Source organism: Streptomyces sp. T028, from assembly GCF_048159505.1.
In the GTDB taxonomy this organism is placed as follows: domain Bacteria; phylum Actinomycetota; class Actinomycetes; order Streptomycetales; family Streptomycetaceae; genus Streptomyces.
Window position 1 is genome coordinate 36,185 of record NZ_JBLRVZ010000029.1, and the last position, 22,920, is coordinate 59,104.

The 22,920-nt window shown below is 72.1% G+C and carries 21 protein-coding genes and 1 pseudogene; 12 read left to right on the forward strand and 10 right to left on the reverse strand.

Annotated elements, in window-relative coordinates:
* Positions 1-56: 56 nt before the first annotated feature.
* Positions 57-1,208, reverse strand: coding sequence for a histidine kinase (locus tag ACLZN2_RS26900; protein ID WP_416981685.1), 1,152 nt, complete (start codon positions 1,206-1,208; stop codon positions 57-59).
* Between the two features lie 113 nt (positions 1,209-1,321).
* Positions 1,322-2,365: a zinc-dependent alcohol dehydrogenase gene (locus ACLZN2_RS26905; RefSeq protein ID WP_416981687.1), complete on the reverse strand. Its 1,044-nt coding sequence runs from the start codon at positions 2,363-2,365 to the stop codon at positions 1,322-1,324.
* Between the two features lie 584 nt (positions 2,366-2,949).
* Between ACLZN2_RS26905 and ACLZN2_RS26910 the strand changes: the two genes are divergently transcribed.
* The 9 genes from ACLZN2_RS26910 (at position 2,950) to ACLZN2_RS26950 (ending at position 11,277) form a co-directional block, all read left to right on the forward strand.
* Positions 2,950-3,462: a MarR family winged helix-turn-helix transcriptional regulator gene (locus ACLZN2_RS26910; RefSeq protein ID WP_416981689.1), complete on the forward strand. Its 513-nt coding sequence runs from the start codon at positions 2,950-2,952 to the stop codon at positions 3,460-3,462.
* A 122-nt stretch (positions 3,463-3,584) separates the two neighbouring features.
* Entirely contained in the window at positions 3,585-4,310 is a 726-nt protein-coding gene (locus ACLZN2_RS26915) for a response regulator transcription factor (protein WP_416981691.1), read from the forward strand.
* A 192-nt stretch (positions 4,311-4,502) separates the two neighbouring features.
* Positions 4,503-5,735 (forward strand): cytochrome P450, encoded by a 1,233-nt coding sequence (locus tag ACLZN2_RS26920; RefSeq protein ID WP_416981692.1) that lies wholly within the window; start codon positions 4,503-4,505, stop codon positions 5,733-5,735.
* Positions 5,736-5,820: 85 nt separating this feature from the next.
* The gene (locus ACLZN2_RS26925; protein ID WP_133916636.1) at positions 5,821-6,024 is read left to right on the forward strand and encodes a ferredoxin; all 204 of its coding nucleotides are present in this window, start codon (positions 5,821-5,823) and stop codon (positions 6,022-6,024) included.
* Complete coding sequence (locus ACLZN2_RS26930; protein WP_416981693.1) at positions 6,021-7,193, forward strand: NAD(P)/FAD-dependent oxidoreductase; 1,173 nt, start codon at positions 6,021-6,023, stop codon at positions 7,191-7,193. Before ACLZN2_RS26925 ends, ACLZN2_RS26930 begins: the two co-directional genes overlap by 4 nt.
* A gap of 143 nt (positions 7,194-7,336) precedes the next feature.
* Positions 7,337-7,849: a MarR family winged helix-turn-helix transcriptional regulator gene (locus tag ACLZN2_RS26935; protein WP_416981695.1), complete on the forward strand. Its 513-nt coding sequence runs from the start codon at positions 7,337-7,339 to the stop codon at positions 7,847-7,849.
* A gap of 158 nt (positions 7,850-8,007) precedes the next feature.
* Positions 8,008-8,388, forward strand: coding sequence for a DoxX family protein (locus ACLZN2_RS26940; protein WP_416981696.1), 381 nt, complete (start codon positions 8,008-8,010; stop codon positions 8,386-8,388).
* A complete protein-coding gene (locus ACLZN2_RS26945; protein WP_416981698.1) occupies positions 8,385-8,852 on the forward strand; it encodes a peroxiredoxin in 468 nt (155 codons plus the stop codon). The genes ACLZN2_RS26940 and ACLZN2_RS26945 overlap by 4 nt, the downstream gene beginning before the upstream one ends.
* Before the next feature lie 82 nt (positions 8,853-8,934).
* Complete coding sequence (locus tag ACLZN2_RS26950; RefSeq protein WP_416981699.1) at positions 8,935-11,277, forward strand: SpoIIE family protein phosphatase; 2,343 nt, start codon at positions 8,935-8,937, stop codon at positions 11,275-11,277.
* A gap of 21 nt (positions 11,278-11,298) precedes the next feature.
* Here ACLZN2_RS26950 and ACLZN2_RS26955 read toward each other — a convergent pair whose 3' ends face one another.
* Both ACLZN2_RS26955 and ACLZN2_RS26960 read right to left on the reverse strand, forming a co-directional pair.
* The gene (locus ACLZN2_RS26955) at positions 11,299-11,742 is read right to left on the reverse strand and encodes a cupin domain-containing protein (protein ID WP_416981700.1); all 444 of its coding nucleotides are present in this window, start codon (positions 11,740-11,742) and stop codon (positions 11,299-11,301) included.
* A gap of 133 nt (positions 11,743-11,875) precedes the next feature.
* Positions 11,876-12,706 carry an aldo/keto reductase gene (locus ACLZN2_RS26960; protein ID WP_416981702.1) on the reverse strand — a complete coding sequence of 277 codons (831 nt, stop codon included), beginning with the start codon at positions 12,704-12,706 and terminating at the stop codon, positions 11,876-11,878.
* A gap of 149 nt (positions 12,707-12,855) precedes the next feature.
* On the opposite strand from ACLZN2_RS26960, the gene ACLZN2_RS26965 reads away from it, so the two are divergent.
* Positions 12,856-13,401, forward strand: a complete 546-nt coding sequence (locus ACLZN2_RS26965; RefSeq protein ID WP_416981703.1) for a HEAT repeat domain-containing protein — start codon at positions 12,856-12,858, stop codon at positions 13,399-13,401.
* A 144-nt stretch (positions 13,402-13,545) separates the two neighbouring features.
* Positions 13,546-14,514 (forward strand): TauD/TfdA dioxygenase family protein, encoded by a 969-nt coding sequence (locus tag ACLZN2_RS26970; protein ID WP_416981705.1) that lies wholly within the window; start codon positions 13,546-13,548, stop codon positions 14,512-14,514.
* Between the two features lie 225 nt (positions 14,515-14,739).
* On the opposite strand, the gene ACLZN2_RS26975 is transcribed toward ACLZN2_RS26970, so the two are convergent.
* From ACLZN2_RS26975 to ACLZN2_RS26990, 4 genes are all read right to left on the reverse strand, one after another.
* Positions 14,740-15,276, reverse strand: a complete 537-nt coding sequence (locus tag ACLZN2_RS26975) for a hypothetical protein (RefSeq protein ID WP_416981707.1) — start codon at positions 15,274-15,276, stop codon at positions 14,740-14,742.
* Between the two features lie 5 nt (positions 15,277-15,281).
* Positions 15,282-16,316, reverse strand: a complete 1,035-nt coding sequence (locus ACLZN2_RS26980; protein WP_416981708.1) for an LLM class flavin-dependent oxidoreductase — start codon at positions 16,314-16,316, stop codon at positions 15,282-15,284.
* 66 nt (positions 16,317-16,382) lie between these two features.
* Positions 16,383-17,888 carry a metallophosphoesterase family protein gene (locus ACLZN2_RS26985; protein ID WP_416981710.1) on the reverse strand — a complete coding sequence of 502 codons (1,506 nt, stop codon included), beginning with the start codon at positions 17,886-17,888 and terminating at the stop codon, positions 16,383-16,385.
* Between the two features lie 69 nt (positions 17,889-17,957).
* Complete coding sequence (locus ACLZN2_RS26990; RefSeq protein ID WP_416981712.1) at positions 17,958-18,767, reverse strand: MHYT domain-containing protein; 810 nt, start codon at positions 18,765-18,767, stop codon at positions 17,958-17,960.
* A 364-nt stretch (positions 18,768-19,131) separates the two neighbouring features.
* On the opposite strand from ACLZN2_RS26990, the gene ACLZN2_RS26995 reads away from it, so the two are divergent.
* Positions 19,132-21,537, forward strand: a complete 2,406-nt coding sequence (locus ACLZN2_RS26995) for a M4 family metallopeptidase (RefSeq protein WP_416981713.1) — start codon at positions 19,132-19,134, stop codon at positions 21,535-21,537.
* Here ACLZN2_RS26995 and ACLZN2_RS27000 read toward each other — a convergent pair.
* A pseudogene (locus ACLZN2_RS27000) lies at positions 21,506-21,854 on the reverse strand (hypothetical protein); the annotation flags it as partial. The gene ACLZN2_RS26995 and the pseudogene ACLZN2_RS27000 sit on opposite strands and share 32 nt — an antisense overlap.
* A gap of 108 nt (positions 21,855-21,962) precedes the next feature.
* Positions 21,963-22,718, reverse strand: a complete 756-nt coding sequence (locus tag ACLZN2_RS27005) for a dienelactone hydrolase family protein (protein ID WP_416981715.1) — start codon at positions 22,716-22,718, stop codon at positions 21,963-21,965.
* Positions 22,719-22,920: the final 202 nt, after the last annotated feature.

Here is a 22,920-nt window from a genome sequence, read left to right on the forward strand (position 1 = left end):
GACGGGCGGGGGCAGTCGGGCACGCCCCGGCTCCGGCAGGCGGACGGGGAGCGCGTTCACCACACGCACGGCAGCTCCGCCTCCACCACCGTCGGCCCGCCCGCCGGGCTGGTGATCCGGACCGTCCCGTCGAGCGCGGCCACCCGGCGCCGCATCCCCAGCAGACCCGAGCCCGCGCTCTCGTCGGCGCCCCCGCACCCCTCGTCCCGCACCCGCACGCCCAGCCCGGTCCGGGTGCGGGCCAGCACCACCTCGGCCCGGTCGGACCCGCTGTACTTGGCCGCGTTGGTGAGCGCCTCGGCGACCACGAAGTACGCGGCCGCCTCCACCGCGGCCGGCGCCCGCACCTCCTCCGACAGTCCGTCGGTCCGCACGTCCACCCGCAGCCCGCTCGCCGCCGCGAGCGCCCGTACGGCCCCCACCAGCCCCCGGTCGGTGAGGATCGGCGGATGGATGGCGCGCACCACGTGCCGCAGCTCGGTCAGCGCCTCCTCGGCCTGGTCCTGCGCGTCGGCGAGCAGCTTGCGCGCGGCGTCCGGGTCGGCGCCGTACGCCCGCTGGGCCAGCCCGATCCGCATCGACAGGGCGACGAGGCGGGCCTGGGCGCCGTCGTGCAGGTCCCGCTCGATGCGGCGCAGCTCGGCGCCGTGCGCGGCGACCGCGTCCGCCCGGGTCGCGGTGAGGTGCTCGACCCGCCGGGCCAGCAGCGCTTTGGGGGAGGGCCGCAGCAGCGCGGCCGACCAGGCCGTCTCGACGTCGGCCAGCCGGACGATCAGCGGCAGGACGAGCGCCCGGCGGCCCAGCAGCGCACACCACACCCCGTCGACGACCAGCCCGACCGGCCACAGCGGCAGCATCAGCACGGTCAGCCACGCGTAGGCGTAGTGCGCGGCCAGCCAGCGCGCGTCGGTGAGCGTGCCGGGATCGCGTACGGCCGTGCGCAGCCGCTCCCGCACCGGACCGGTGATCGGCGTGTACGCCTCGGGGATCTCCCGGCCGGTCCAGGACGCCGTCAGCCGCCGCTTGGCCCCGGCGATCCGGCGGACCAGCAGCACGGTCTCCGGCAGCAGCCAGATCCCGACGACCGTCACCGCGCCGGTGGCGGCGATCAGCAGCACGGTGATGAAGATGTACGACCCGAAGGCCATGGCGGCGGCCAGCATCAGGTGGACCGAGGCCCGCGCCGCCTGTCGCAGGGTCGTGCGCATGAAGTGCCGTTCCTGTCGTGGGGAGAAGCGGGAGGGACGGGAGGGGTTGGGAGAGGAAGGGACGACGGGCGGTGGCCGCCGGGCGGGGGAGACCCGGCGGCCCGCCGTGGTGCTCAGTCGTCCAGCGTGACGACGATCTTCTCCGCCGCGCCCGGCGTCAGCGCGAGCTCGAAGGCCCGGTCGGCCTCCGAGAACGGGACACGGTGGCTGATCAGCTTGGCGAACCGCTCCTGGTGCTCGACCAGTTCCGGGGTCACCTCGAAGATCTCGGTCGGGTAGCCCTGGGAGGCGATCAGGGTCAGCTCGCTGCGGAGCATGCCGCCCAGGTCGATCTCGGAGCCCTTCTTGTGGACCGCGACCATCACCAGCTTGGCGCCCCACTTGGCGGAGTTCACCACGGTGTTGAACACGGCGGCCACACCGGCCGCGTCGATGAAGACGTCGGTCCCGGGCCGGGGCTGGCCGAGGGCGTTGGCGCTCTGACCGTGCAACTCGGTCAACCGCGCCGCCACGTCCTCCTCCGCCGAGTCGACGACGGCGTCCGCGCCCACGGCCAGTGCCTTCTCCAGCCGGGAGGGGATGACGTCGACGACCACCACGTGCTCCACACCGCGCAGCTTCAGCCAGATCGCCGCGCCGAGGCCGATCGGGCCGGCACCGAACACGACCACCTTGTCCCCGGGCCCCGCCTCGGAGCGGTTGACGGCGTGCCGCGCCACGGCCATCGGCTCGTTGAGCGAGGCCACGTCGAAGGGCACGGTGTCGGGGAAGACGGCGACGCTCCGGCCGACCTCGGCGTTCTCGATCAGCAGGAACTCGCTCATGCCGCCGTACTTCCCGCCGCAGCCGATGATGCCGGTGGGCGCGTCCTGCGGGTTGACGACCACCCGGTCGCCGATGTTGAGCCCCTCCACCTCGGAGCCGAGCTCCACGATCTCACCGGCCGGCTCGTGGCCGAGCGCCACCGGGATCAGCTCGCCGCCCAGATGGGCGCGCGCGGGCATGCCGCCCATGTGCAGGAAGGTGACATCGGTGCCGCAGATGCCGCAGGCACGGATCCGGACCAGGGCGTCCTTGGGACCCGGTACGGGCCGCTCGACGTCGACGACCTCGATCTTGTCGACGCCACCGGTCTGGACGGACTGCATCGTGCTCATGGGGAGAACCTCTCTCAGGTGTCGCTTGCCGCTCATCGGTTGTCGCGCAGCGGTCATCGGTGGATCAGTCATCGGCTGATCAGTCATCGGTTCATCAGTCATCGGTCGTGAACAACGCAACGGTGATCACGCGCCGAAGCTCTTCAGACGGCGTCCGCCATGCCCCGCTCGCCATGCTCGTCGGGGTGCACGGAGGCGTCACCGGCGGCGAGCCCCATCTCGGTGCCGTCGCCAGCGAGACGAAGCGGTCGCACCCGGCGGGGTGCGGGCGAGGGCCCCGGCCGGCGCGGCGCGTACGGGGGTCTTCATACGGGGTCTCCAGGGGAGGGGGGCTGTCTTGTCGTCCTGGGCGGGTCCACGCCGGTGGTGGTGTCCCCGGGGCCGGTGCCGACAGGGGGGAGTGCGTCGGCGACCGCCCCGGGGAACATGCCGCTCCCCGTCCCCACGGGTGCGGCGCCCCGGAGCCGCCTCCGCTCAAGGCGCCCTCCGGGTTGCTTGAGTTAGGCAAACACATGTGGATTACTTGAGTCAAGCAAACGTGGAGATTTACTTGAGTTAGGCAAGCAGAAAGGTAGGGTGGAAGCATGTCCCCCTCACCGCCCGCAGTGCCCCCCGCCTCGCCCGCAGCGGTCGAGATCGAACGGTCCCTGACCCGTGTCGCGTATCTGAGCGTCCGGGCCCGTCAACATGATCGGCTGGTCGCCATGGCGGGCGTACCGCTGGACCGGGCCGCCGTCGCGATGCTGCGCCGGATCGCCGAGCACGACCCCCTGCGCCCGGGGGAGTTGGCCCAGGCGCTCGCCGTGCAGGCCTCGCACGTCACCCGCCAGGTGCAGCGGCTCCAGCAGGCCGGATACGTCACCCGGGTCCCCGACCCCGAGGACCCCCGCGCCCGGCGGATCCGCCTCACCCCGCTCGGCGAGGACGCCGTGGCCCGGCTGGGGGAGGCGGGTGCGCGCGGCATGCAGCTGGTCCTCGCCGACTGGACGCCGGCGGAACTGCGGCTGCTCGCTCGGCTGGTGTGCCGTATGGCGGACGTCCTGCTGTCGGAGAAGGCGGATTCGACCGCTTCACTGGACGAAGGGCGCGGATTCTGATGCCCGCACCCCGACCGTCACGGCGTGACGACCGCCGCGCCGCCGGCTTCATGTACTCCTCGGGCCCCGCCGATCTCCCCGGACCGTTATCCCGCTCCGGTCTCTCGCGTACGGTCCCGCCCATGCCTGCCGACCCGACCGCGAAACACTCGCTCGCCCGCGGCGCCGGGCAGCATGTGCTGATCCTGGCCGGTGAACCGGACACCGCCGAACTGCTCGCCACCACACTGGAGTTGGCCGGCTACCGGATCGGCCTCACGGACACCGCGGCCGACGCGCTGGCCCGGCTCGACGCGTACCGCTTCGATCTGCTGGTCGTCGACACCACGCTGCCCGACCTGCCCGGCATCGCCCGTGCCGGCCGCCCGGTGATCGCCCACCGGCCACCGGTCCTCTACCTCACCCCCTACGACTCCCTCGGCGGCCTCCTGCCCGAACTCGGCCTGGGGGAGAAGGACTACGTCACCAAACCGTTCCGGGTGGCCGAGGTGCTGGCCCGGATGCAGGTCCTGCTGCGCGGCACCGCCGCCCCCGGCCGCCCCGGCCACTCCCCGTGCTACGACGACCTCGTCCTGGACGACACCCTGTGCCGGGCCCGGCGCGGCCCCCGCGCCCTCGACCTCACCCCCGCCGAGTACCGCCTGCTGCGGCACCTGCTGGTCAACGCGCACCGCGTACTGTCGAAGGAGCAGATCAGCCGGTACGTCTGGGGCGACTTCCGGGGCGACAACGCGATCGAGCAGCTCGTCTCCCGGCTGCGGCGCAAGGTGGACCGCGACGCGCCGCCGCTGATCCACACCCGCCGGGGCTTCGGGTACTGGCTGGGAGGGGCGGACGGCGAGGGCTGACGGGCCGTCGGGTGGGCCGGTCGCCCCCAACTCGCAATGTGATCCAGGTCACGTCAGGTTCCTGTCAGGGAACTGACCGGAAGCCGTCAGCCCCCTCTGTTTGCCTGTGCTCATCGAGGCCTCGACCCCCCTTCCCTCCCTTTCACCCCGGCGTTCCGGCCCGTCCGGAGCCCCCCACCACCGAGGAGAGCCATGGCGGACACACTGACCGGCCCGGTGCCCGAAGCCCCGGACGCGGTCCCCGAGTTCCCGATGCCCAGGGCGGACCGCTGCCCCTTCGACCCCCCGCCCGCCCTCAGGGAGCTGCGGGAGCGGGCGCCGCTGACCAGGGTGCGGCTCTGGGACGGCACCGAGCCCTGGCTCGTCACCCGCTACGCCGACCAGCGGGCGCTGCTAGGTGACCCCCGGGTCAGCGCGGACACCGACCGGCCCGGCTACCCGACCAAGGCGAGCCCCGACGCCGGTGAGGGCAAGCTCAGCTTCATCATGATGGACGACCCGGAACACGCCCGGCTGCGCCGGATGGTGACCGCGCCCTTCGCCATCAAGAAGGTCGAGGCCCTGCGCCCCGCCGTACAGCGGATCGTCGACGACCTGATCGACAAGCTGCTGGCCGGCCCCAAACCGGTGGACCTGGTGGAGGAGTTCGCGCTGCCGATCCCCTCGCTGGTGATCTGCGAACTGCTCGGCGTGCCCTACGACGACCACGCCTTCTTCCAGGACAACACCAGGACGATGGTCCACCGGGACGCCACGCCCGAACAGCGCGGCCTGGCGAGCCGTGAGGTGGCCGGCTACCTCGCCGGGCTGATCGGCAAGCGGCTCGCCGACCCGCGCGACGACCTGCTGTCGAGCATCGCCGGGCGCATCACCGTCGGCGAGATCGACCACCAGCAGGCCACCGAGATGGCGCTGCTGCTGCTCATCGCCGGTCACGAGACCACCGCGAACATGATCGCGCTCGGCACCCTGGCCCTGCTCCAGCACCCCGACCAGCTGGCCCTGCTGCGCGAGACCGACGATCCCAAGCTGGTCTCCTCCGCCGTCGAGGAGCTGCTGCGCTATCTCCACATCACCCACCTCGGCCGGCGCCGCGCGGTCACCGAGGACATCGAGATCGGCGGGCAGGTCATCAGGGCCGGCGAGGGCGTGATCATGGTCAACGAGATCGCCAACCGCGACCCCGAGGTCTTCGAGGACCCCGACCGGCTCGACATCACCCGCGACGCGCGCCGCCATGTCGCGTTCGGCTTCGGCGTCCACCAGTGCCTCGGCCAGCCGCTGGCCCGGATGGAGCTCCAGGTCGTCTACGGCACCCTCTACCGGCGCATCCCGGCCCTGAAGCTCGTCGGCTCGCTCGACGACGTCCGCTTCAAGCACGACGCCTTCATCTACGGCGTCCACTCCCTGCCCGTGACCTGGTGACGGTTCCCCGTCCCGCACAGCACGACCGCAGTCCGTACGCAGCACGCAGCACGCAGCACGCAGAAAAGCAGACAAGGGGAACCCCATGACCTCCCACAAGGTGGAGCTGGAGGCCGACAAGTGCGTCGCCTCGGGACAGTGCGTGGTCGCCGCCATGCAGGTCTTCGACCAGGACGACGACGGCATCGCGATCCTGCTGGAGGAGTCGCCCGCGCCCGAACTCCTCGACGACGTCCGTGAGGCCGTCGCCGTCTGTCCGGCCGCCGCGATCCGACTGGTCGAGCAGTGAACCGGATCGTGGTAGTCGGGGCCTCGGCCGCCGGACTCGCGGCGGTCGAGACCCTCCGCCGCGAGGGCTACGACGGCACCCTGACCCTCGTGGGCGACGAGCCGCACCTCCCGTACGACCGCCCGCCCCTGTCCAAGCAGCTCCTCGCCTCCGAGTGGGAGGAGGACCGGCTCGGCCTGCGCCGCTCCGAGGACCTCGCCGCCCTGGGCCTGGACCTGCGGCTCGGTACCGCCGCCTGCGGCCTGGACGTGGCGCGGCGCCGGGTGATGCTGGCCGACGGCAGTGTGGTGCCGTACGACGGACTGGTCGTCGCCACCGGTGTACGGCCGCGTCGGCTGCCCGGGGAGGGCGCGCATGTGCTGCGCACCCTGGAGGACGCCCTCACCCTGCGGGAGCGGCTGGAGCCGGGCCGCCGGCTGGTGGTCGTCGGTGCCGGCTTCCTCGGTGCGGAGGCGGCGGCCGTCGCCTGGCGGCTGGGCGCCCTGGTCACCCTGCTGGAACCGGCGGCGGTGCCGCTGGCCCACGCCGTCGGCGAGGACGTCGGGCGCGTGCTGTCGCAGGCCCACCGCGACCGGGGCGTCGACCTGCGCTGCGGGGTGGCCGTCACCGAGGTGACCGAGGACGGCGTACGGCTCGCGGACGGTTCGGTCGTCGACGCCGACGAGGTGCTCGTGGCGGTCGGCTCGCTGCCCAACACCGACTGGCTGGCCGGCAGCGGACTGCCGGTCGGTGACGGCGTCGTGTGCGACGAGTACCTGGAGGCCGCCCGGGGCGTGTACGCGGCCGGGGACGTGGCCCGCTGGTACAACCCGCTGTTCGGCACGGCGATGCGGATCGAGCACCGCACCAACGCGGCCGAGCAGGGTATGGCCGCCGCCCGCAATCTGCTCGCCGCCCCCGAGGCGCGCAAGCCGTTCGCGCCGGTGCCGTACTTCTGGTCGGACCAGTACGACATGAAGATCCAGGCCTACGGCTTCCTGCGCGGCCATGACGAGGTGGCCGTCGTCGAGGGCGACCTCGCCGAACGCCGGTTCGTCGCCGCCTACCGCAGCGGCGACCGGGTGAGCGGGGCCCTCGCGGTCGGGATGCCGCCGAAGGCGATCCGGCAGTGGCGCCAGGCGATCGCGTCCGGCGCGGTCTGGGGCGACAGCGTCCGCGTCCCGGCGTAAGGCGGAAAAGAGGGGCCCCGGCGGGCGGTGCGAGCCTGCCGGGGCCCTTACGCTTGCCCTCGCGTCGTCGTTCCGCAGTAGATGTGGGTCAACGCACGCAGTAATTTACTTGAGTTACGCAACAAGATGGTAAAGTGGGTCGCATGTCCAGCGAACCGCTCCCCGTGCCCGCCGTCGCCTCCCCGGAAGTGATCGAGATCGAGCGCGCGCTCACCCGCATCACCTACCTGAGCACCCGCGCCCGCCAGCACGACCGGCTGATGGCGATGGCCGGCGTCCCCCTGGACCGGGCCGCCGTCGCGCTGCTGCGGCAGGTCGCCGACTCCGAGCCGCTGCGGCCGGGGGAGCTGGCCCAGCGCCTGGGTGTGGAGGCCTCCCATGTGACCCGTACGGTGCAGCAGCTGCAGAGGTCCGGCTATGTCACCCGGGTCCCCGACCCCGACGACGGCCGGGCCCAGCGGATCGAGCTCACCGACGCCGGCCGCGAGGCCATCGACCGGGTCCGTGACGCGGGCGCCCGCGGTATGCAGCTCGCCCTGTCCGGCTGGTCCGCGGAGGAGCTCGGCCAGCTCGCCACGCTCTTCCACCGCATGGTCGACGACTTCCTCTCCTACGCCGTCGACGAGGAGACCGAACAGCCACCGGTCAGCGCCTGACCCGCGTCCTGCGGCTGCTCGTACGGGCGCGAGACCCGACCGGGGTGCCATCAGGGTCGACGGACAAGGGAGTTGGGGGTTCCGCGCTGCCGCACCCCGCCTCCGGGTCCTCGCCTACCGTCCAGTAATGTCGGGTGCAGGACTTCAGAGGAGGAACCTTGTCCCGGTCCGGACGCTCACCCCTGCTGCTGGCCGGTCTGCTGGCCGCCGCGGGGGTGGCCCACTTCACCGCCCCCCGCCCCTTCGACGCGACGATCCCGCGCGCCCTGCCCGGCTCGCCCAGGGCCTGGACGTACGGCAGCGGCGTCGCCGAGCTGGCGCTCGCGGCCGGACTGGCGCTGCCCCGGACCCGGAAGGCGGCCGCCCTGGCCAGTGCCGCGTTCTTCGTCGGCGTCTTCCCCGCCAACGTCAAGATGGCGCTGGACTGGCGCGACCGTCCCACCCCCCTCAAGGCCGCCGCGTTCGGCCGGCTGCCCCTGCAGGTGCCCCTCGTGCTGTGGGCCCGCAGCGTCGCGAACGGCACGGAAGGACGGTCATGACGAAGACGCTGGAGACCGGCGACAAGGTCGAGGACTTCTCGCTCCCCGACGAGACCGGCACGGAACGCAGCCTCACGGACCTGCTCGCCGACGGCCCCGTCGTCCTCTTCTTCTACCCCGCGGCCCTCAGCCCCGGCTGCACCGCCGAGGCCTGCCACTTCCGCGACCTCGCCGCCGAGTTCGCCGCGGTGGGTGCCCGGCCCGTCGGTATCAGCGGGGACTCCGTCGACCGCCAGCAGGAGTTCGCCGGCCGGCACACCCTCGGCATGACCCTGCTGTCCGACAGTGACGGCACTGTGCGGGAACGGTTCGGCGTGAAGCGGGGCGTCTCCCTGATGCCCACCAAGCGGGCCACCTTCGTCATCGCCCAGGACCGCACCGTCCTGGAGGTCGTCCGCAGCGAACTGCGCATGAACACCCACGCCGACCGCGCCCTGGACGCCCTGCGCGCCCACCGCGCCTGACCGGCCCCGCCCGGAACGCCCCGCTCCACGACCGGCCCCCGCGCGGTTGATGCACCCGGGCAAAGGGACCATTCTGGACGACATGGAGCATGTCGTCGCTGTGGCGGTCATCGATGCCCGGGGCATCGTGACGGGCTGGAGCGAGGGTGCCCGTCTGCTGACGGGCCATCCGGCCGAGGAGGCCGTGGGGCGGGCGGCGACCGAACTGCTCGCCGAGGACCTCCCGACCGCCGCCGGGCAGGCGTGGAGCCGACCGGTCGTCGTACGCCACCGCGACGGGCACCCCGTCACCCTCGCCGTCACCGCCTGCCCCCTGCTCGGCCCCGGTGGTGAGGCCCTGGGCTGGACCCTCACCGCGGAACGCCCCGCCGCCCCGGAGCCCACACTCGCCGGGCGCGCCTTCCAGCAGGCGTCCATGTCGATGTCCGTCTTCGACCCCAGGCAGCGCTATCTGCGGCTGAACGAGGTCGCCTGCAAGGTCATGGGCGTCTCCGAGGACGTCCTGCTCGGCCGCGCCTTCATGGACACCATCGAGGACGCCGAGCACAGCCGGGGCTTCAACCTGCACCTCCGCAAGGTCGTCGAAACGGGCCGCCCGCTGCGCTACGAGAGCTGGACCGGCGCCCCCTCTCTCAACCGGGAGCACGCGTGGACCACCGAGATGTGGCCCGTGCGCGAGCCTTCCGGCGAGGTCGTCGGGGTCGCCCTGGCGGCGTTCGACAGCACCCAGCAGTACCTGGCCCGCCAGCGACTGGCCCTGCTGAACGAGGCTGCGGCCTCCATCGGCACCACCCTCGACGTGGTGCGCACCGCCGAGGAAGTGGTCGGACTCCTCGTCCCGCGGTTCGCCGACTTCGCCAGTGTGGACCTCCTCGACTGGGTCCTCGGCGCCGACGAGCCGCCGCCCGTCCCCGACGGCGAGATCGTGCTGCGCAGGGTCGCCCACGGTTCCGTCCACGAGGGCACCCCCGAGGCGGCGGTCCACCTCGGCGAGACCGACGCGCATCCGCCGTACAGCGCACCCGCCCGTGCCCTGCGGGAAGGACGTGCCGTGCGCAGCCAGGCAGGCGAGCCCGACTTCATGCGCTGGCTCGCCGAGCGCAACGTGCGCTCCCCCCAGGGGCGCCCCTTCCGCCGCGGCGTCCACTCGATGATCTCGGTGCCGCTGCGGGCCCGCGGCACCACCCTCGGCGTGCTGGTCGGCGTCCGCATGGCCCACCCCGACGACTACGAGGCCGACGACGCCGTCTTCGCCGAGGAACTCGCCAGCCGCGCCGCCGTCTGCATCGACAACGCCCGCCGCTTCGCCCGTGAACGCACCACCGCGCTCGCCCTCCAGCACAGCCTGCTGCCGCGCGGGCTGCCCGGACAGGCCGCCGTCGAGGTCGCCCACCGCTATCTGCCCAGCGGCTCCACGGCCGGCATCGGGGGCGACTGGTTCGACGTGATCCCGCTCTCCGGCAGCCGGGTCGCCCTCGTCGTCGGCGACGTCGTAGGACACGGCATCTCGTCCTCGGCCACCATGGGCCGGCTCTGCATGGCCGTGCGCACCCTCGCCGACGTGGACCTGCCGCCCGACGAGCTCCTCACCCACCTCGACGACCTCGTCACGCATCTGGCGGGCTACCAGGAGGGCGCCGACGAGGTCGCCGAGCTGGGCGCCACCTGTCTGTACGCCGTCTACGACCCCGTCAGCCGCCGCCTCACCCTCGCCGCCGCCGGACATCCCGCACCGGCCCTCCTGCTGCCCGACGGCCGCGCGGAACTGATCCGGATGGCCCCCGGCCCCCCGCTCGGTGTCGGCGGACTGCCCTTCGAGGCGATCGAGCTGGACCTGCCCGAGGGCGCGGTCGTCGCCCTCTACACCGACGGCCTGATCGAGGACCGGGACCGGGACGTCGACCGTGCCACCGGCGAACTCTGCAGCGCCCTCACCGCACCGGCCACCACCCTCGACGCCCTGTGCGACACCGTGCTCAAGGCGGTCCTGCCGGAGGAGCCCAGCGACGACGTGGCCCTGCTGCTGGCCCGCACCCGTGCGCTCGGCACCGACCAGGTCGCCACCTGGGACGTGGAACCCGACCCCGCCCATGTCGCCGCCGCCCGGCAGGCCGCCACCGAACAACTCGCAGCGTGGGGGCTGGAGGAGACCGCCTTCGTCACCGAACTCGTCGTCAGCGAACTGGTCACCAACGCCATCCGCTACGGCGAACCCCCCATCCAGCTCCGGCTGATCCGCGACCGCAGCCTCATCTGCGAGGTCTCCGACGGCAGTTCCACCTCCCCGCACCTGCGCCGCGCCCACGCCTTCGACGAGGGCGGGCGCGGCCTGCTGCTGGTCGCGCAGCTCACCCAGCGCTGGGGCAGCCGGCAGACGGGCCGGGGCAAGACGATCTGGGCGGAACAGACCCTCGAACCGCAGTGATCCGCCGGGGCGGAGGCCTGCTTATTCGAACGGGCAGCCCGGGTTCGGCGCGTCCTCGGAGAACGGCGAGCCGTGCGGCAGCACGTACAGGACCTCCAGCACGACCGGCGTGTCGCCGAGATTGCGGCCTATGTGCACGTTCCCCGGCCCGGCCGGCTCCTGGATGGCGCTGCCCTTGGGGTACACGCCGTCGGAGGCGCACGTGGAGGCGAAGTGGCTCAGCGTTCCCGCCTTCACCACGGCGTACAGGGGACCGTCGTGGTAGTGCCAGCCGGTGGCCTGACCGGGCGGGATGGTGATCTCCCTGAGGGTGTAGTCGGTGTCCCCGACGGTCTTCTGCGCGATCAGCCGGGCCGTGACCCCGGGCCCGGCCGGAGTGGCCTGGGCGGTCGCCGGTCCGGCGAGGACGCCGCCGGCGACGACCGCGCCGGCTATAGCTGCTCGGAGTGGGACACGTGCGCGCATACGGAAGGCCCTCCCTGGTCGGTGTTCCCGTGGGTGGCGATGACGACACCCCGAATGTGAACATAGAGGCAGGGAAGGGCAGTTGGGACCGGATTCCGGATGTCGCCGGGATCCGTGGCCGGCCCGGGCGGGGTCAGAACTCCTCGTGCGTCTGCGGGTCCCCGCCCAGGCGCCGGTGGGCGCGGTCCGCGACCGCGCTCATCTGGGCGGGGCCGAGGTCGAAGCCGAAGACGTCCAGGTTGGCGCCCTGACGGCCGGCGTCGGCGGACTTAGGGATGGGCACCGCGCCGAGCTGGACGTGCCAGCGCAGCACGACCTGCGCGGGGGTGACCCCGAGCGCCTCGGAGACCTGGACGACCACCGGATCCTGGAGGAGGGCCGAGCCGCGCCCCAGCGGGCTCCAGCTCTCCGTGACGATGCCCTTGGCCTCGTGGAAGGCGCGTAGCTCATTCTGCGGGAAGAGGGGGTGCAGCTCGATCTGGTTGACCGACGGCAGAACGCCCGTCTCCTTCTCCAGGCGCTCGATGTGCTCGGGCGTGAAGTTCGAGACGCCGATCGAGCGGACCAGCCCCTCCTCACGGAGCTTGATCATGGCCCGCCAGGAGTCGACGTACTTGCCGACCCGGGGGAGCGGCCAGTGGATCAGGTAGAGGTCGACATACTCGAGGCCCAGACGGCGGCGGGACTCCTCGAAGGAGGCGAGGGTCTCCTCGTAGCCGTGATGGCGGCCCGGAAGCTTGGTGGTGACCACGAGCTCCTCGCGGGGGACCCCGCCCCGGGCCACCCCGCGGCCGACCCCGGTCTCGTTGCGGTAGTTCGTCGCCGTGTCGATCAGCCGGTAGCCCAGTCCGAGCGCCCCGGCCACCGCCTCCTCCGCCTGCGCGTCGTCCATCGGCCAGGTGCCCAGACCGAGGGCGGGGAGCTTCGTACCGTCGTTGAGCGTGTGCGCCGGGATGTTGATCACCGTCTGGCCTTCCCCTGGACTGTGTCTCGTCAACTCCAGCCTCACGGATGGAGAGGGAGCGATCAACCCGGGGCCGGGCCCGCGAAAAGCGGTTGGGGCGGGACCGGGAGGGCGCGCACACTCGTCGGGACAGTGGAGGGAGGCCCTGGATGACCGAGCGGACGCCCGACGCCGTTCTCGTGGACGCGCTGGGCAGCGAACCCCGACGCCCCGCGGCCTTCCGTACGCTCCTGGCCCGGGGTACGGCGGCCGTGCCCGCCGTCCGGGCGGGGCTGGGGCATCCCCGGGCCCGGGTGCGCGAGCAGTGCTGCAAGCTGCTCGACGAACTCCTCGTGTCCGAGGCACTGGAAGACCTGACCGCCGTACTCGACGATCCCGACCCCGGGGTGCGGATCGCCGCGCTGCACGCCCTGTCCTGCGAGCGCTGCAAGCCCGACGCGGAGGCCTGCCGGCCCGACCGGGCGGTGATGCTCCCTCGTGCCGTACGGCTGCTGCACCACGACCCGGATCCGCATGTGCGGGCCCACGCGGTCGAGCTGGTCGGCCTGTGGACGCACGCCGACCCGGCCGCCACGGCAGCCCTGATCCGCGCCCGCGACGAGGACCCCTCCCCGGCCGTACGCAAGAAGGCGGGCTGGTACACACCCGGCGGCCCGATCCACCGCAGGACAGCACCCCGCCCGCCCCGGAAATGAGCCCGGCCCGGATCGGGCCCCAAAGGGGCGCGGGGCTGTATCGATATGCGGCTCCGCCGCGCGGGCGCGACCAGCCACAATGACGCCGCAGCCGAATCACGCTCCCCGGCGGAGCGCGACGTACTCACGACGATCGGAGCGGGCATGACAACAGACTTCGACGGCCAGGCGACACCGGCGGGCGGGGTCGAGGTGAAACCGGTCGCCGGGCACATCGGCGCCGAGATCGAGGGCGTCGACCTGGCCGCAGGCCTCGACGACGCCCAGGTCGCCGCGATCAGGGCGGCCGTGCTGCGCTGGAAGGTGGTGTTCTTCCGCGGACAGCGCCTCGACCACGCCGGACACGTGGCGTTCGCACGACGGTTCGGCGAACCCGTCGTACCGCGCAGACGGGGCAGCGCCTCACCGGCGGACTTCCCGGAGATCGAGACGACCGCCGACCGGCTGGAGCTGGGCGGAAAGTTCGGCATGGAGCACGACGAATGGCTCCGGCGCAGGCGGCACACCCTGCTGCGCGGCTGGCACTGCGACCACGGCGCCCGTATCGACCCGCCGGCCGCGACGATCCTGCGCGCCGAGACCGTCCCTCCCTACGGCGGCGACACCACGTGGTCCAACCTGGCGGCCGCGTACGCCGGACTGTCCGCGCCCGTGAGGGAGTTCGTCGACGGGCTCAGGGCCGAGCACCGGCTCGGCGTCGGCTACCAGCCACGGCCCGGCGAGGACGCCTACGTCCGCCAGCTGCTCGACCACCAGGTCGCCTCGCTCCACCCGCTGGTCCGCGTCCACCCGGAGACCGGCGAGCGGATCCTGTACGTCAACGGCTACTACGTCGAGCAGATCGCCGACGTCTCCCGGGCCGAGAGCAGCGCCCTCCTCGACATGCTGCTGGAACAGGCGGTCCGCCCCGAGTACACCGTCCGCTTCCGCTGGGAACCCGGCAGCGTGGCCTTCTGGGACAACCGGGCCACCATCCACCTCGCCCCCGGCGACAACGCCCACCTCGGCTTCCCCCGCACCATGCACCGCGTCATGCTCACCGGCGACGTACCCGTGGGGGTGGACGGCAAGCCCTCGGAACCGATCACGGGCACGGAGCCGGGCCGCTGGTGAGAGCCTGTGTCATATCCCCGGCCGGATCAGCGCGCGGCGTCATGGGGGCCCCTCCCGCGCGAGCGCAGCCGAGCGTGGGGGAGGAGTCACGTGGGCGTTTCGGCAACGCCGCTGGGGGTCCCCCCTCCGGGGGTGGGGGTGCCCCCTCTGGGGGTGGGGGTCCCCCCTCTGGGGGAGTGCCAGGCGTCGCGCGCCCGGTCGGGGATATGACACAGGCTCTGAGGCTCACGCCCCGGGTTCGGCGCGGGTCACGAACGGGCGGCCGTCCTGCGGGATGAACACGACGAACTCACGGGTGCCGTGGACCACGCGGGCCAGACCCAGCCGCCGGTCCGCGCGCACTACGGCGTCGACCGGTTCGCCGCCCTCGACGATCCGCTCCCGCCGCGCGTGCTGCCGTACCAGCTCCCGCGCCGGTCCGCTGACCCAGAGCCCGACCTCCGCACCCTGCCGAAGGGCCGCCAGCAGTTCTTCCCGCAGGGGGCCCGGCACCGCGCCCCGCACCCGGTGGTGCAGACGCTCCTGGAGCGTGGGCTCTGGATCTCCGACCACCTGGGCCCGGCAGGCCGGGCAGGCCGTGTCATGGGTCGGATCGAAGGGGCCGCGGAACACGGTGAGCCGGACGTCGGGAATGCCGCACAGAGCACCGCCCTTCGACAGCGCGTGACGTGTCCCCGGCGCGTCGGTCTCCTCGCAGAGGGCGAAGAACGGAGGCCGACGCCCCGGACCGAATCGCCAGCCCTCCAGGTCCGGACCCGGCACTCCCGTCACCCGGCCGCCACCGGTCGCCAGCCCAGGGCCGGGCCCAGCTTCGTCGCCATGTCGGTGAGGATCTGGACGTAGTCCTCGTGCTCGAAGGTGAAGGGCAGGGCGAAGGCGACCTCGTCGATCTCGCGGAACGCGGCGTGCGCGTGCAACTGTTCGGCGATCTGCTCGGACGTGCCGACCAGGTCCGGTGCGAACAGCAGACGGGCCGGACCCTGCGGGGAGCGGGTGCGGGGCAGCCGCTGGGCGGCGAACTCCTCGTACCTGGCGCGCTGTTCGGGCGAGGCGGAGTCGGTGGGGATGACCACGAGCCCCTGGGAGACGCGGGCGGCCTCGCCGTCGGGGTGCGCGGCGCGGAACGCGTGGACGTGGGAGAGCTGGATCTCGGCGAACTCCCGTGTGTCGTCCGGTCCTTCGGCCTTGACGACGCTGCTGGTGAGGAAGTTCATGCCGTGCCGACCGGCCCACTCGGCCGAGCTGAGGCTGCCGCCGCCGTACCACAGGCGCCGGCCCAGGCCGGGGGAGTGCGGCTGCACGCGGTCGGAGAACACCTCGAAGCCCTCGACCCCGCTGAAGTCGCTCGCGGACTTGCCCCGCACGAGGTCCAACAGCCGCCGCACCCGCTCGTAGCCGAAGTCCTCGGCGTCGGCCGTGTCCGGGTACAGGGCGTCCTTGACCTGGTCGTAGTGCATCGGCGGGCCGACGCTCACCCCCGGGTTGAGCCGGCCGCCGGACAGGACGTCGACGGTCGCCAGGTCCTCCGCCAGCCGCAGCGGGTTCTCCCAGCCCAGCGGGATCACCGCGGTGCCGAGTTCGATCCGGCGGGTGCGCTGAGAGGCGGCCGCCAGGACGGCGACGGGGGAGGAGATGCCGTACTGCAGATGGCGGTGGCGCACCCACGCGCTGTCGAAGCCGAGCCGCTCGCCCAGCTCGATGATCTCCAGAGTCGTCTCGTGCCCCCGGCGCGGATCGTCCCCGTCGAACAGCCCGATGGTGAGGAAGCCCAGCTTGCGCAGCGGGCGTGGGGTCGGTGGCACGGGCTCCTCCAGCGGTCGTACATCGGATCTGTCCCATTGTGGCAACCGAACATTGCGGGAGTGTGATCAGACCAGCGGGATGACCACCTCGTCCTCGACCGGAGGGTTCAGCTCCTGGGCGAGGTTGCCCGTGGCCGCGTGACAGCGCAGGCGGATCGACTCCGGGGTGACGTCCAGGCGCAGGAAGCACTTGAAGAACGGCGGGCTGTACGTCGCCGAGCTCGGCGAGAACAACTGCGTGTAGATCTTGCGCACGGGGAGCCGGAAGCGCCGCCGGCGTTCCGGGCGGCTTCCGGTGCCCAGCAGGCCCGCGATCAGCCGGATCCGCCGGGTGAGACGGACCTCGGGCCCGGGCGTGCGGGTCGCCGGGATGCCCACGCGTTCGGCGACGACCGCCTGGGCCTCGGCCTCGCTGAGGGCGAAGAAGCGGCGCAGCCGCAGCCGGCGGCCGTAGAGCCCGCTGTAGAAGGCGAGGGAGTCGCCGCGCAGCGGGTAGCAGCGGAAGTCCTGCTCGGTGACCCCGGCGATCGACACCCGGGGGATCGTGTGCGTGGCGTGCATGAAGGCCCCGCCGCCGCCCGACACGACGTACTGCAGGGTGCGGCCGTCCTCCAACCGCACCGGATAACGCTGGTAGTTGTGGATGTCGCCGCCTATCGCGGCCACATAGCGGTGCTCCGGCGCGCGCACGATGTCGTCGACCGTCCCCCCGCCCTCGACGGGGCACGGGTGGTGCTCGCCGTCGACGTACAGCGGCGAGCCGGTGACGAGGATCTTCGGCCGGGGCCCCCGGGACACCTCGCGCAGCCACGCGCCCTGCGCGGCGTCGAGGGTGCCCAGCAGACCGGTGTCTATGCCGATGATCCGCACCGGCCCGGCGTCGATCGCCCAGTACGGCCCCGGCTGCACGGCCTGTTGATCCGCCGCCGCCCGCGACTTCCGTACCTCGTCGAGGTGTTGGCCGTCGTGCGGGCGCGGCCGGTGCCACAGCAGGGATCGCAGCCAGGCGCCGGTGAGCGGGCGCGGCGCGGGCTCGGCGGGCAGCGGCGGGGCGTTGTCGCAGAAGACCCGCATGAAGCCGCCGAGGTCCTCGTACCAGTCGTGGTTCCCCGGTATCGCGTAGATGGGGGCGTGGTAGTCCCGGTACGGGCGGAAGAACTTGGTGCCGTAGTCGTCCGCGCTGCCGACCGGGTAGATGACGTCGCTGGCGAGGACGGTAAAGGCGGTGTCCTGACTCACCTTCAGAAAGCCGGGTACGACGGCGTATTGAGGGGCGTCGCCCTCCCCGGTGTCGCCGATGACCATGAAGGAGAAGCGGTCCGGGTCCGAGCGCCGGATCACCTTGTCGGCGGGCGCCCCGGCCGCCGAGCGCTGCGCCACCCACCGGTCGCGGGTACGGCCCGTGGGGTCCCCGAACCAGGAGGCCAGCACCCCGTTGCGGGCGGCCCACAGCATCCTGGGATCGAGCCACGAGATCTTCTCGACCCGGCCGGGCATCAACTGCCGGTACGCACCGGGTTCCGCCTCGCCCCAGCCGGCGCCCGCAGCGGTATCACGTGAGGAGTCAGACACGGGGTGCACCGTAGCAACCTGCCCCCCGGGTACGCCTGGACGGCCCTGGGTGAACCGCTCACCCACCGCTCACCCACCGCTCCACGACCGGCTGACCTGACGCTTCGAGGTCTCGGCCGGCTCCTTCGGGGCGGGCCGGTTCCACTCTCCGTCGCCGAGCACCAGCAGCGGGTCGAACATCACCACCACACCCGCGAGCAGCAGGAAGATCACCGGCCCGATCAGCATCGGCAGCAGGAGCGAGGTGGGGTTGTCGCCCGCCCACGACGTCGCGCCGTGCACATGGACACCGACCGCGGCCATGGCCGTGTAGTGCATCCCGGACACGGCGAGGCCCATCACCAGACTGGCGGCCAGGCTCGACAGGAAGCCGCGGAGGGTCACCGCCGCCCACAGCGCGGCGGTGGCCGCGACGACCGCGATCAGCACCGAGAGGGCGACCAGGAGCGCGTTGTACTCGATGCTGCCGTTGAACCGCATCGCCGCCATGCCCAGGTAGTGCATCGCGGCGACCCCGAGACCGGTGACCGCGCCCGCGAGCGGCAGGGCGCCGCGGCCCGCGCCCCGGCGGCCGACGAGGAACACGCCGATCCCGACCACGGCGACCGCGACGGCGAGGCTGAGCACGGTCAGCCCGACGTGATAGCCGATCCGGGTCTCCCGCACCCGGAAGCCGATCATCGCGATGAAATGCATCGTCCAGATGCCGCAGCCGATCGACGCGGCTCCGAGTGCCGACCAACCCGCCCTGAAGGAGCCGGAGTCGATCAGCGACCGCACGATGCAGCGCAGCCCCAGGGCCCCTCCCAGACACGCCATCAGATAGGCGGCCACCGGGGTGACGACCCCGTACCGGAAGCCGTCAATCGTGCCTTCCATCACCAACTCCCCCCAGAATCACGGATGTTCGTGGAGGATTGTCTACGTGTAAGGATGGGGTGAGGGCAAGCGGTTCCCGCGTGTCGCGCACGCCGGACAGGGAACGTACAGCCTGTTCACAGACAGGCCGGGGGTGTCGGTCCGCGGCGGGCCCGGCACCGAGGGATAACCCTCGAAGCATCCGGGTCGTGCTGACATGTAACCGTCAAGCCTGTCATTCTCCCTCCCAACTACCGCACACCAGCGGCATGTTGCCCCCACCTCGTTTCACAGGTCCCGCACAACTCAGCTCGTCCCGGACAGCACACCCGTCTGCCCGGTCTGTCACCGGCCGTACCCCGCGGCCGCCGCAGTAGGAGAACGAGTGAGATCCAACCCCCGTAAGCGTGCCGTGGCCGGAGCAGCCCTGCTCTCCACCGCCGCCCTTCTGGCCGTCGGTGTCCAGTCGGTCCCGGCAGCCGCGAAGCCCGCAGCCCCCCACCCCACCCCCCTGCGCAGCGGAGGTCTCGCCGCCGACGTCACGCCCGCCCAGCGCACCGCGCTCATCAAGGGCGCCCAGGCGAAGACGGAGCAGACGACGGAGTCCCTGGGCCTGCCCGCCCAGACGAAACTCGTCGTCAAGGACGTCGTCAAGGACAACGACGGCACCGTGCACACGCGCTACGAGCGCACCTACGCCGGACTGCCCGTCCTCGGCGGCGACTTCGTCGTGCACACGGCCCCGGCCTCGCTGGCCGCCGGCACCGTGAGCACGACCTTCAACAACAACCGCCGCGCCATCTCGGTCAAGTCGACCAAGGCGACGTACAGCAAGGCGTCCGCCGAGACCAAGGCCCTGAAGCGGGCCGCGGCGCTCGACGCCACGGACCCCGCCACACAGAGCGCCCGCAAGGTGATCTGGGCCGGTGAGGGCACGCCGAAGCTCGCCTGGGAGACGGTGGTCACCGGCCTCCAGGACGACGGCACGCCGAGCCGGCTGCACGTCATCACCGACGCCCTCACCGGGGCGAAGCTCTCCGAGTTCCAGGACATCAAGACCGGTACCGGCAACAGCCAGTACAGCGGCACCGTCACCATCGGCACCACGCTGTCCGGGTCGACGTACCAGCTGTACGACACCACGCGCGGCGGCCACAAGACGTACAGCCTCAACAACGGCACGTCGGGCACCGGCACCCTGATGACCGACACCGACGACACCTGGGGCACGGGCTCCGGCTCCAACACCCAGACCGCCGGTGTCGACGCCCACTTCGGCGCCCAGACGACCTGGGACTTCTACAAGAACACCTTCGGTCGCAGCGGCATCAAGAACGACGGCGTCGCCGCCTACTCCCGCGTGCACTACAGCTCGGCGTACGTCAACGCCTTCTGGGACGACGACTGCTTCTGCATGACCTACGGCGACGGCTCCGGCGGCACGCACGCGCTGACCTCGCTGGACGTGGCCGGCCACGAGATGACCCACGGTGTCACCTCCAACACCGCGGGCCTGAACTACTCCGGCGAGCCGGGCGGTCTGAACGAGGCCACGTCCGACATCTTCGGCACCGGTGTGGAGTTCTACGCCGCCAACTCCACCGACGTCGGTGACTACCTCATCGGCGAGAAGATCGACATCAACGGCGACGGCACCCCGCTGCGCTACATGGACGAGCCCGACAAGGACGGCAGCTCCGCCGACAGCTGGTACTCCGGCCTCGGCAACCTCGACGTCCACTACTCCTCGGGCCCGGCGAACCACATGTTCTACCTGCTGTCCGAGGGCAGCGGCAGCAAGACCATCAACGGCGTCACCTACAACAGCCCGACCTCCGACGGCGTCGCCGTCGCCGGTATCGGCCGGGCCGCGGCGCTGCAGATCTGGTACAAGGCGCTGACGACGTACATGACGTCCAGCACCAACTACGCGGGCGCCCGCACCGCCGCCCTCAACGCGGCCACGGCGCTGTACGGCTCCAGCTCCACCCAGTACGCGGGTGTCGGCAACGCCTTCGCCGGCATCAACGTCGGCAGCCACATCACGGTCCCGTCGACCGGCGTCACGGTCACCAACCCGGGCAGCCAGTCCGCCACCGTCGGCACCGCGGTCAGCCTGCAGATCTCGGCCAGCAGCACCAACAGCGGCTCCCTGACCTACGCCGCGAGCGGTCTGCCCACCGGGCTGTCGATCAGCAGCTCCACCGGTCTGATCTCGGGCACGCCGACCACGGCCGGCTCCTACAGCACCACCGTCACGGTGACCGACTCCACCGGTGCCACCGGCACCGCGTCCTTCACCTGGACGGTCAGCTCCTCCGGAGGCGGCGGCTCCTGCACCTCGACGCAGCTGCTGGGCAACAACGGCTTCGAGTCCGGCAACACCACCTGGACGGCGTCGAGCGGTGTCATCACCAACTCGAGCAGCCAGGCGGCCCGTACCGGCTCCTACAAGGCGTGGCTCGACGGCTACGGCTCGACCCACACCGACACGCTGTCCCAGTCGGTGACGATCCCGAGCGGCTGCACCAGCACCACGTTCACCTTCTACATCCACATCGACACGGCCGAGACCACCACCAGCACCCAGTACGACAAGCTGACGGTCACCGCCGGATCGACCACCCTGGCCACGTACTCGAACCTCAACGCGGCCTCCGGGTACGTCCAGAAGTCCTTCAGCCTCGGCTCCTACGCGGGCTCGACGGTGGCGCTGAAGTTCACCGGCGTCGAGGACTCCTCGCTCCAGACCAGCTTCGTCATCGACGACACCGCCGTGACGACCGGCTGATCCGCACCACCTGACCGACGTCCCGCACGCGGGCTCCCCCCGCGTGCGGGACGTCGTCATGTCCAGGCGGCGCGTTCAGCTGAGCGGATCCAGCGTCAGATACGCCTGGAGCGGTGAGCCGTCGGATCGCGCGGGCGTAGTGGTTGGTCACCGCGTCCTGGTAGAAGTTCGCCGTCGTGGCGCTTGTGGCAGCCGAAGACGCTGCCCGCGTCCGGCTTCTGGAAACTGGTGACGACCACGCCGGAGGCGTCGGTGAAGTTCATGACCCCGCCCGAGACCCGGCCGTAGTACTTCGTGCCCGGCTGGTCGGCGCACGGCGCACGGCGCACGGCGTCACGGTCAGCGTCGAGGTCGTGGACGGACGGCGACGGGAGAGGGCGCCCCGGACGGTCCGGGGCGCCCTCCGCGGTTCCTGAGGTCGCGGTTCAGAAGGTCCGCTTCAGCAGGTCCAGCAGCGCCGCCCAGTGCCGCTCCGCGGCCTCCTCGCCGTACGCGGCGCTGTCGGCCTGGGTGAAGCCGTGCCGCGCGCCCTCGTAGACCTCGCAGGTGTGCCGTACCCCGGCCGCGGAGAGGGTCTCCTCCAGCCGCTGGACCTGCTCGGGCGGCAGGGAGGGGTCGTTGTCGGCGTGGCCGAAGTAGAGCTCGGCGGTGACCCGGCCGGCCACCAGGTGCGGGCTGTCGGGCGAGTCGGCGGCGAGCTGCGCGCCGTGGAAGCCCGCGGCCGCCGCGACCCGCTCGGGATGGGTGCCGGCGGTCAGCAGGGAGAGCCGGGCGCCCATGCAGTACCCGGTGAGCGCGACCGGGCCCGCGGCGACCAGCGGACTCTCCTCCAGCCGGCGCAGATACGCCGTCGCGTCCCGCATGGCCAGGTCGTTCGTCAACGCCTGCACGAGCGGCATCAGACTGCCGAAGATCTCCGGCCGCGCGGCGGGGTCGATGAACTCCGGCATCTCCACGACCGGGGCGCGTCCGTGACGGTAGAACACGTTCGGCACCAGGACCGTGTAGCCGTGCGAGGCGAGCCGGTCGGCCATCGCCCTCAGATGCGGGCGCAGTCCGAAGGCGTCCTGGTACAGCAGCACGCCCGGCCGGGGCGTCCCGTCACCCGGATGTGCGAGGTAGGCGTCCGCGACGCCGTCCTCGGTGGGGATGTCCACGGCTGTTCCCTGTACGGAGGTCATGGGGGTGCCTCTCTGCGCGGTTCACGTATGTGGCGGCACTCATCGTTGCACGCACCAACGAGCCGCCGACGAGGCCCCCGCCCGGCCGCTGTTGTCGTTCCGTTATCGACCGGTCCAGGCCCGGTCACAAGAAGGACGCAGTCTCTTGGACCGTGATCGTGAACGGCCTCTCGGCGGTCTTTTCCGAGATGAGACAGGTGAC

Excerpts from the sequence above, each read along its gene's own strand:
- ACLZN2_RS26900 (WP_416981685.1), bottom strand. The coding sequence starts at position 1,208 with ATGCGCACGACCCTGCGACAGGCGGCGCGGGCCTCGGTCCACCTGATG.
- ACLZN2_RS26905 (WP_416981687.1), bottom strand. The coding sequence starts at position 2,365 with ATGAGCACGATGCAGTCCGTCCAGACCGGTGGCGTCGACAAGATCGAG.
- ACLZN2_RS26910 (WP_416981689.1), top strand. The coding sequence starts at position 2,950 with ATGTCCCCCTCACCGCCCGCAGTGCCCCCCGCCTCGCCCGCAGCGGTC.
- ACLZN2_RS26915 (WP_416981691.1), top strand. The coding sequence starts at position 3,585 with ATGCCTGCCGACCCGACCGCGAAACACTCGCTCGCCCGCGGCGCCGGG.
- ACLZN2_RS26920 (WP_416981692.1), top strand. The coding sequence starts at position 4,503 with ATGGCGGACACACTGACCGGCCCGGTGCCCGAAGCCCCGGACGCGGTC.
- ACLZN2_RS26925 (WP_133916636.1), top strand. The coding sequence starts at position 5,821 with ATGACCTCCCACAAGGTGGAGCTGGAGGCCGACAAGTGCGTCGCCTCG.
- ACLZN2_RS26935 (WP_416981695.1), top strand. The coding sequence starts at position 7,337 with ATGTCCAGCGAACCGCTCCCCGTGCCCGCCGTCGCCTCCCCGGAAGTG.
- ACLZN2_RS26945 (WP_416981698.1), top strand. The coding sequence starts at position 8,385 with ATGACGAAGACGCTGGAGACCGGCGACAAGGTCGAGGACTTCTCGCTC.
- ACLZN2_RS26950 (WP_416981699.1), top strand. The coding sequence starts at position 8,935 with ATGGAGCATGTCGTCGCTGTGGCGGTCATCGATGCCCGGGGCATCGTG.
- ACLZN2_RS26955 (WP_416981700.1), bottom strand. The coding sequence starts at position 11,742 with ATGCGCGCACGTGTCCCACTCCGAGCAGCTATAGCCGGCGCGGTCGTC.
- ACLZN2_RS26965 (WP_416981703.1), top strand. The coding sequence starts at position 12,856 with ATGACCGAGCGGACGCCCGACGCCGTTCTCGTGGACGCGCTGGGCAGC.
- ACLZN2_RS26970 (WP_416981705.1), top strand. The coding sequence starts at position 13,546 with ATGACAACAGACTTCGACGGCCAGGCGACACCGGCGGGCGGGGTCGAG.
- ACLZN2_RS26990 (WP_416981712.1), bottom strand. The coding sequence starts at position 18,767 with ATGGAAGGCACGATTGACGGCTTCCGGTACGGGGTCGTCACCCCGGTG.
- ACLZN2_RS27005 (WP_416981715.1), bottom strand. The coding sequence starts at position 22,718 with ATGACCTCCGTACAGGGAACAGCCGTGGACATCCCCACCGAGGACGGC.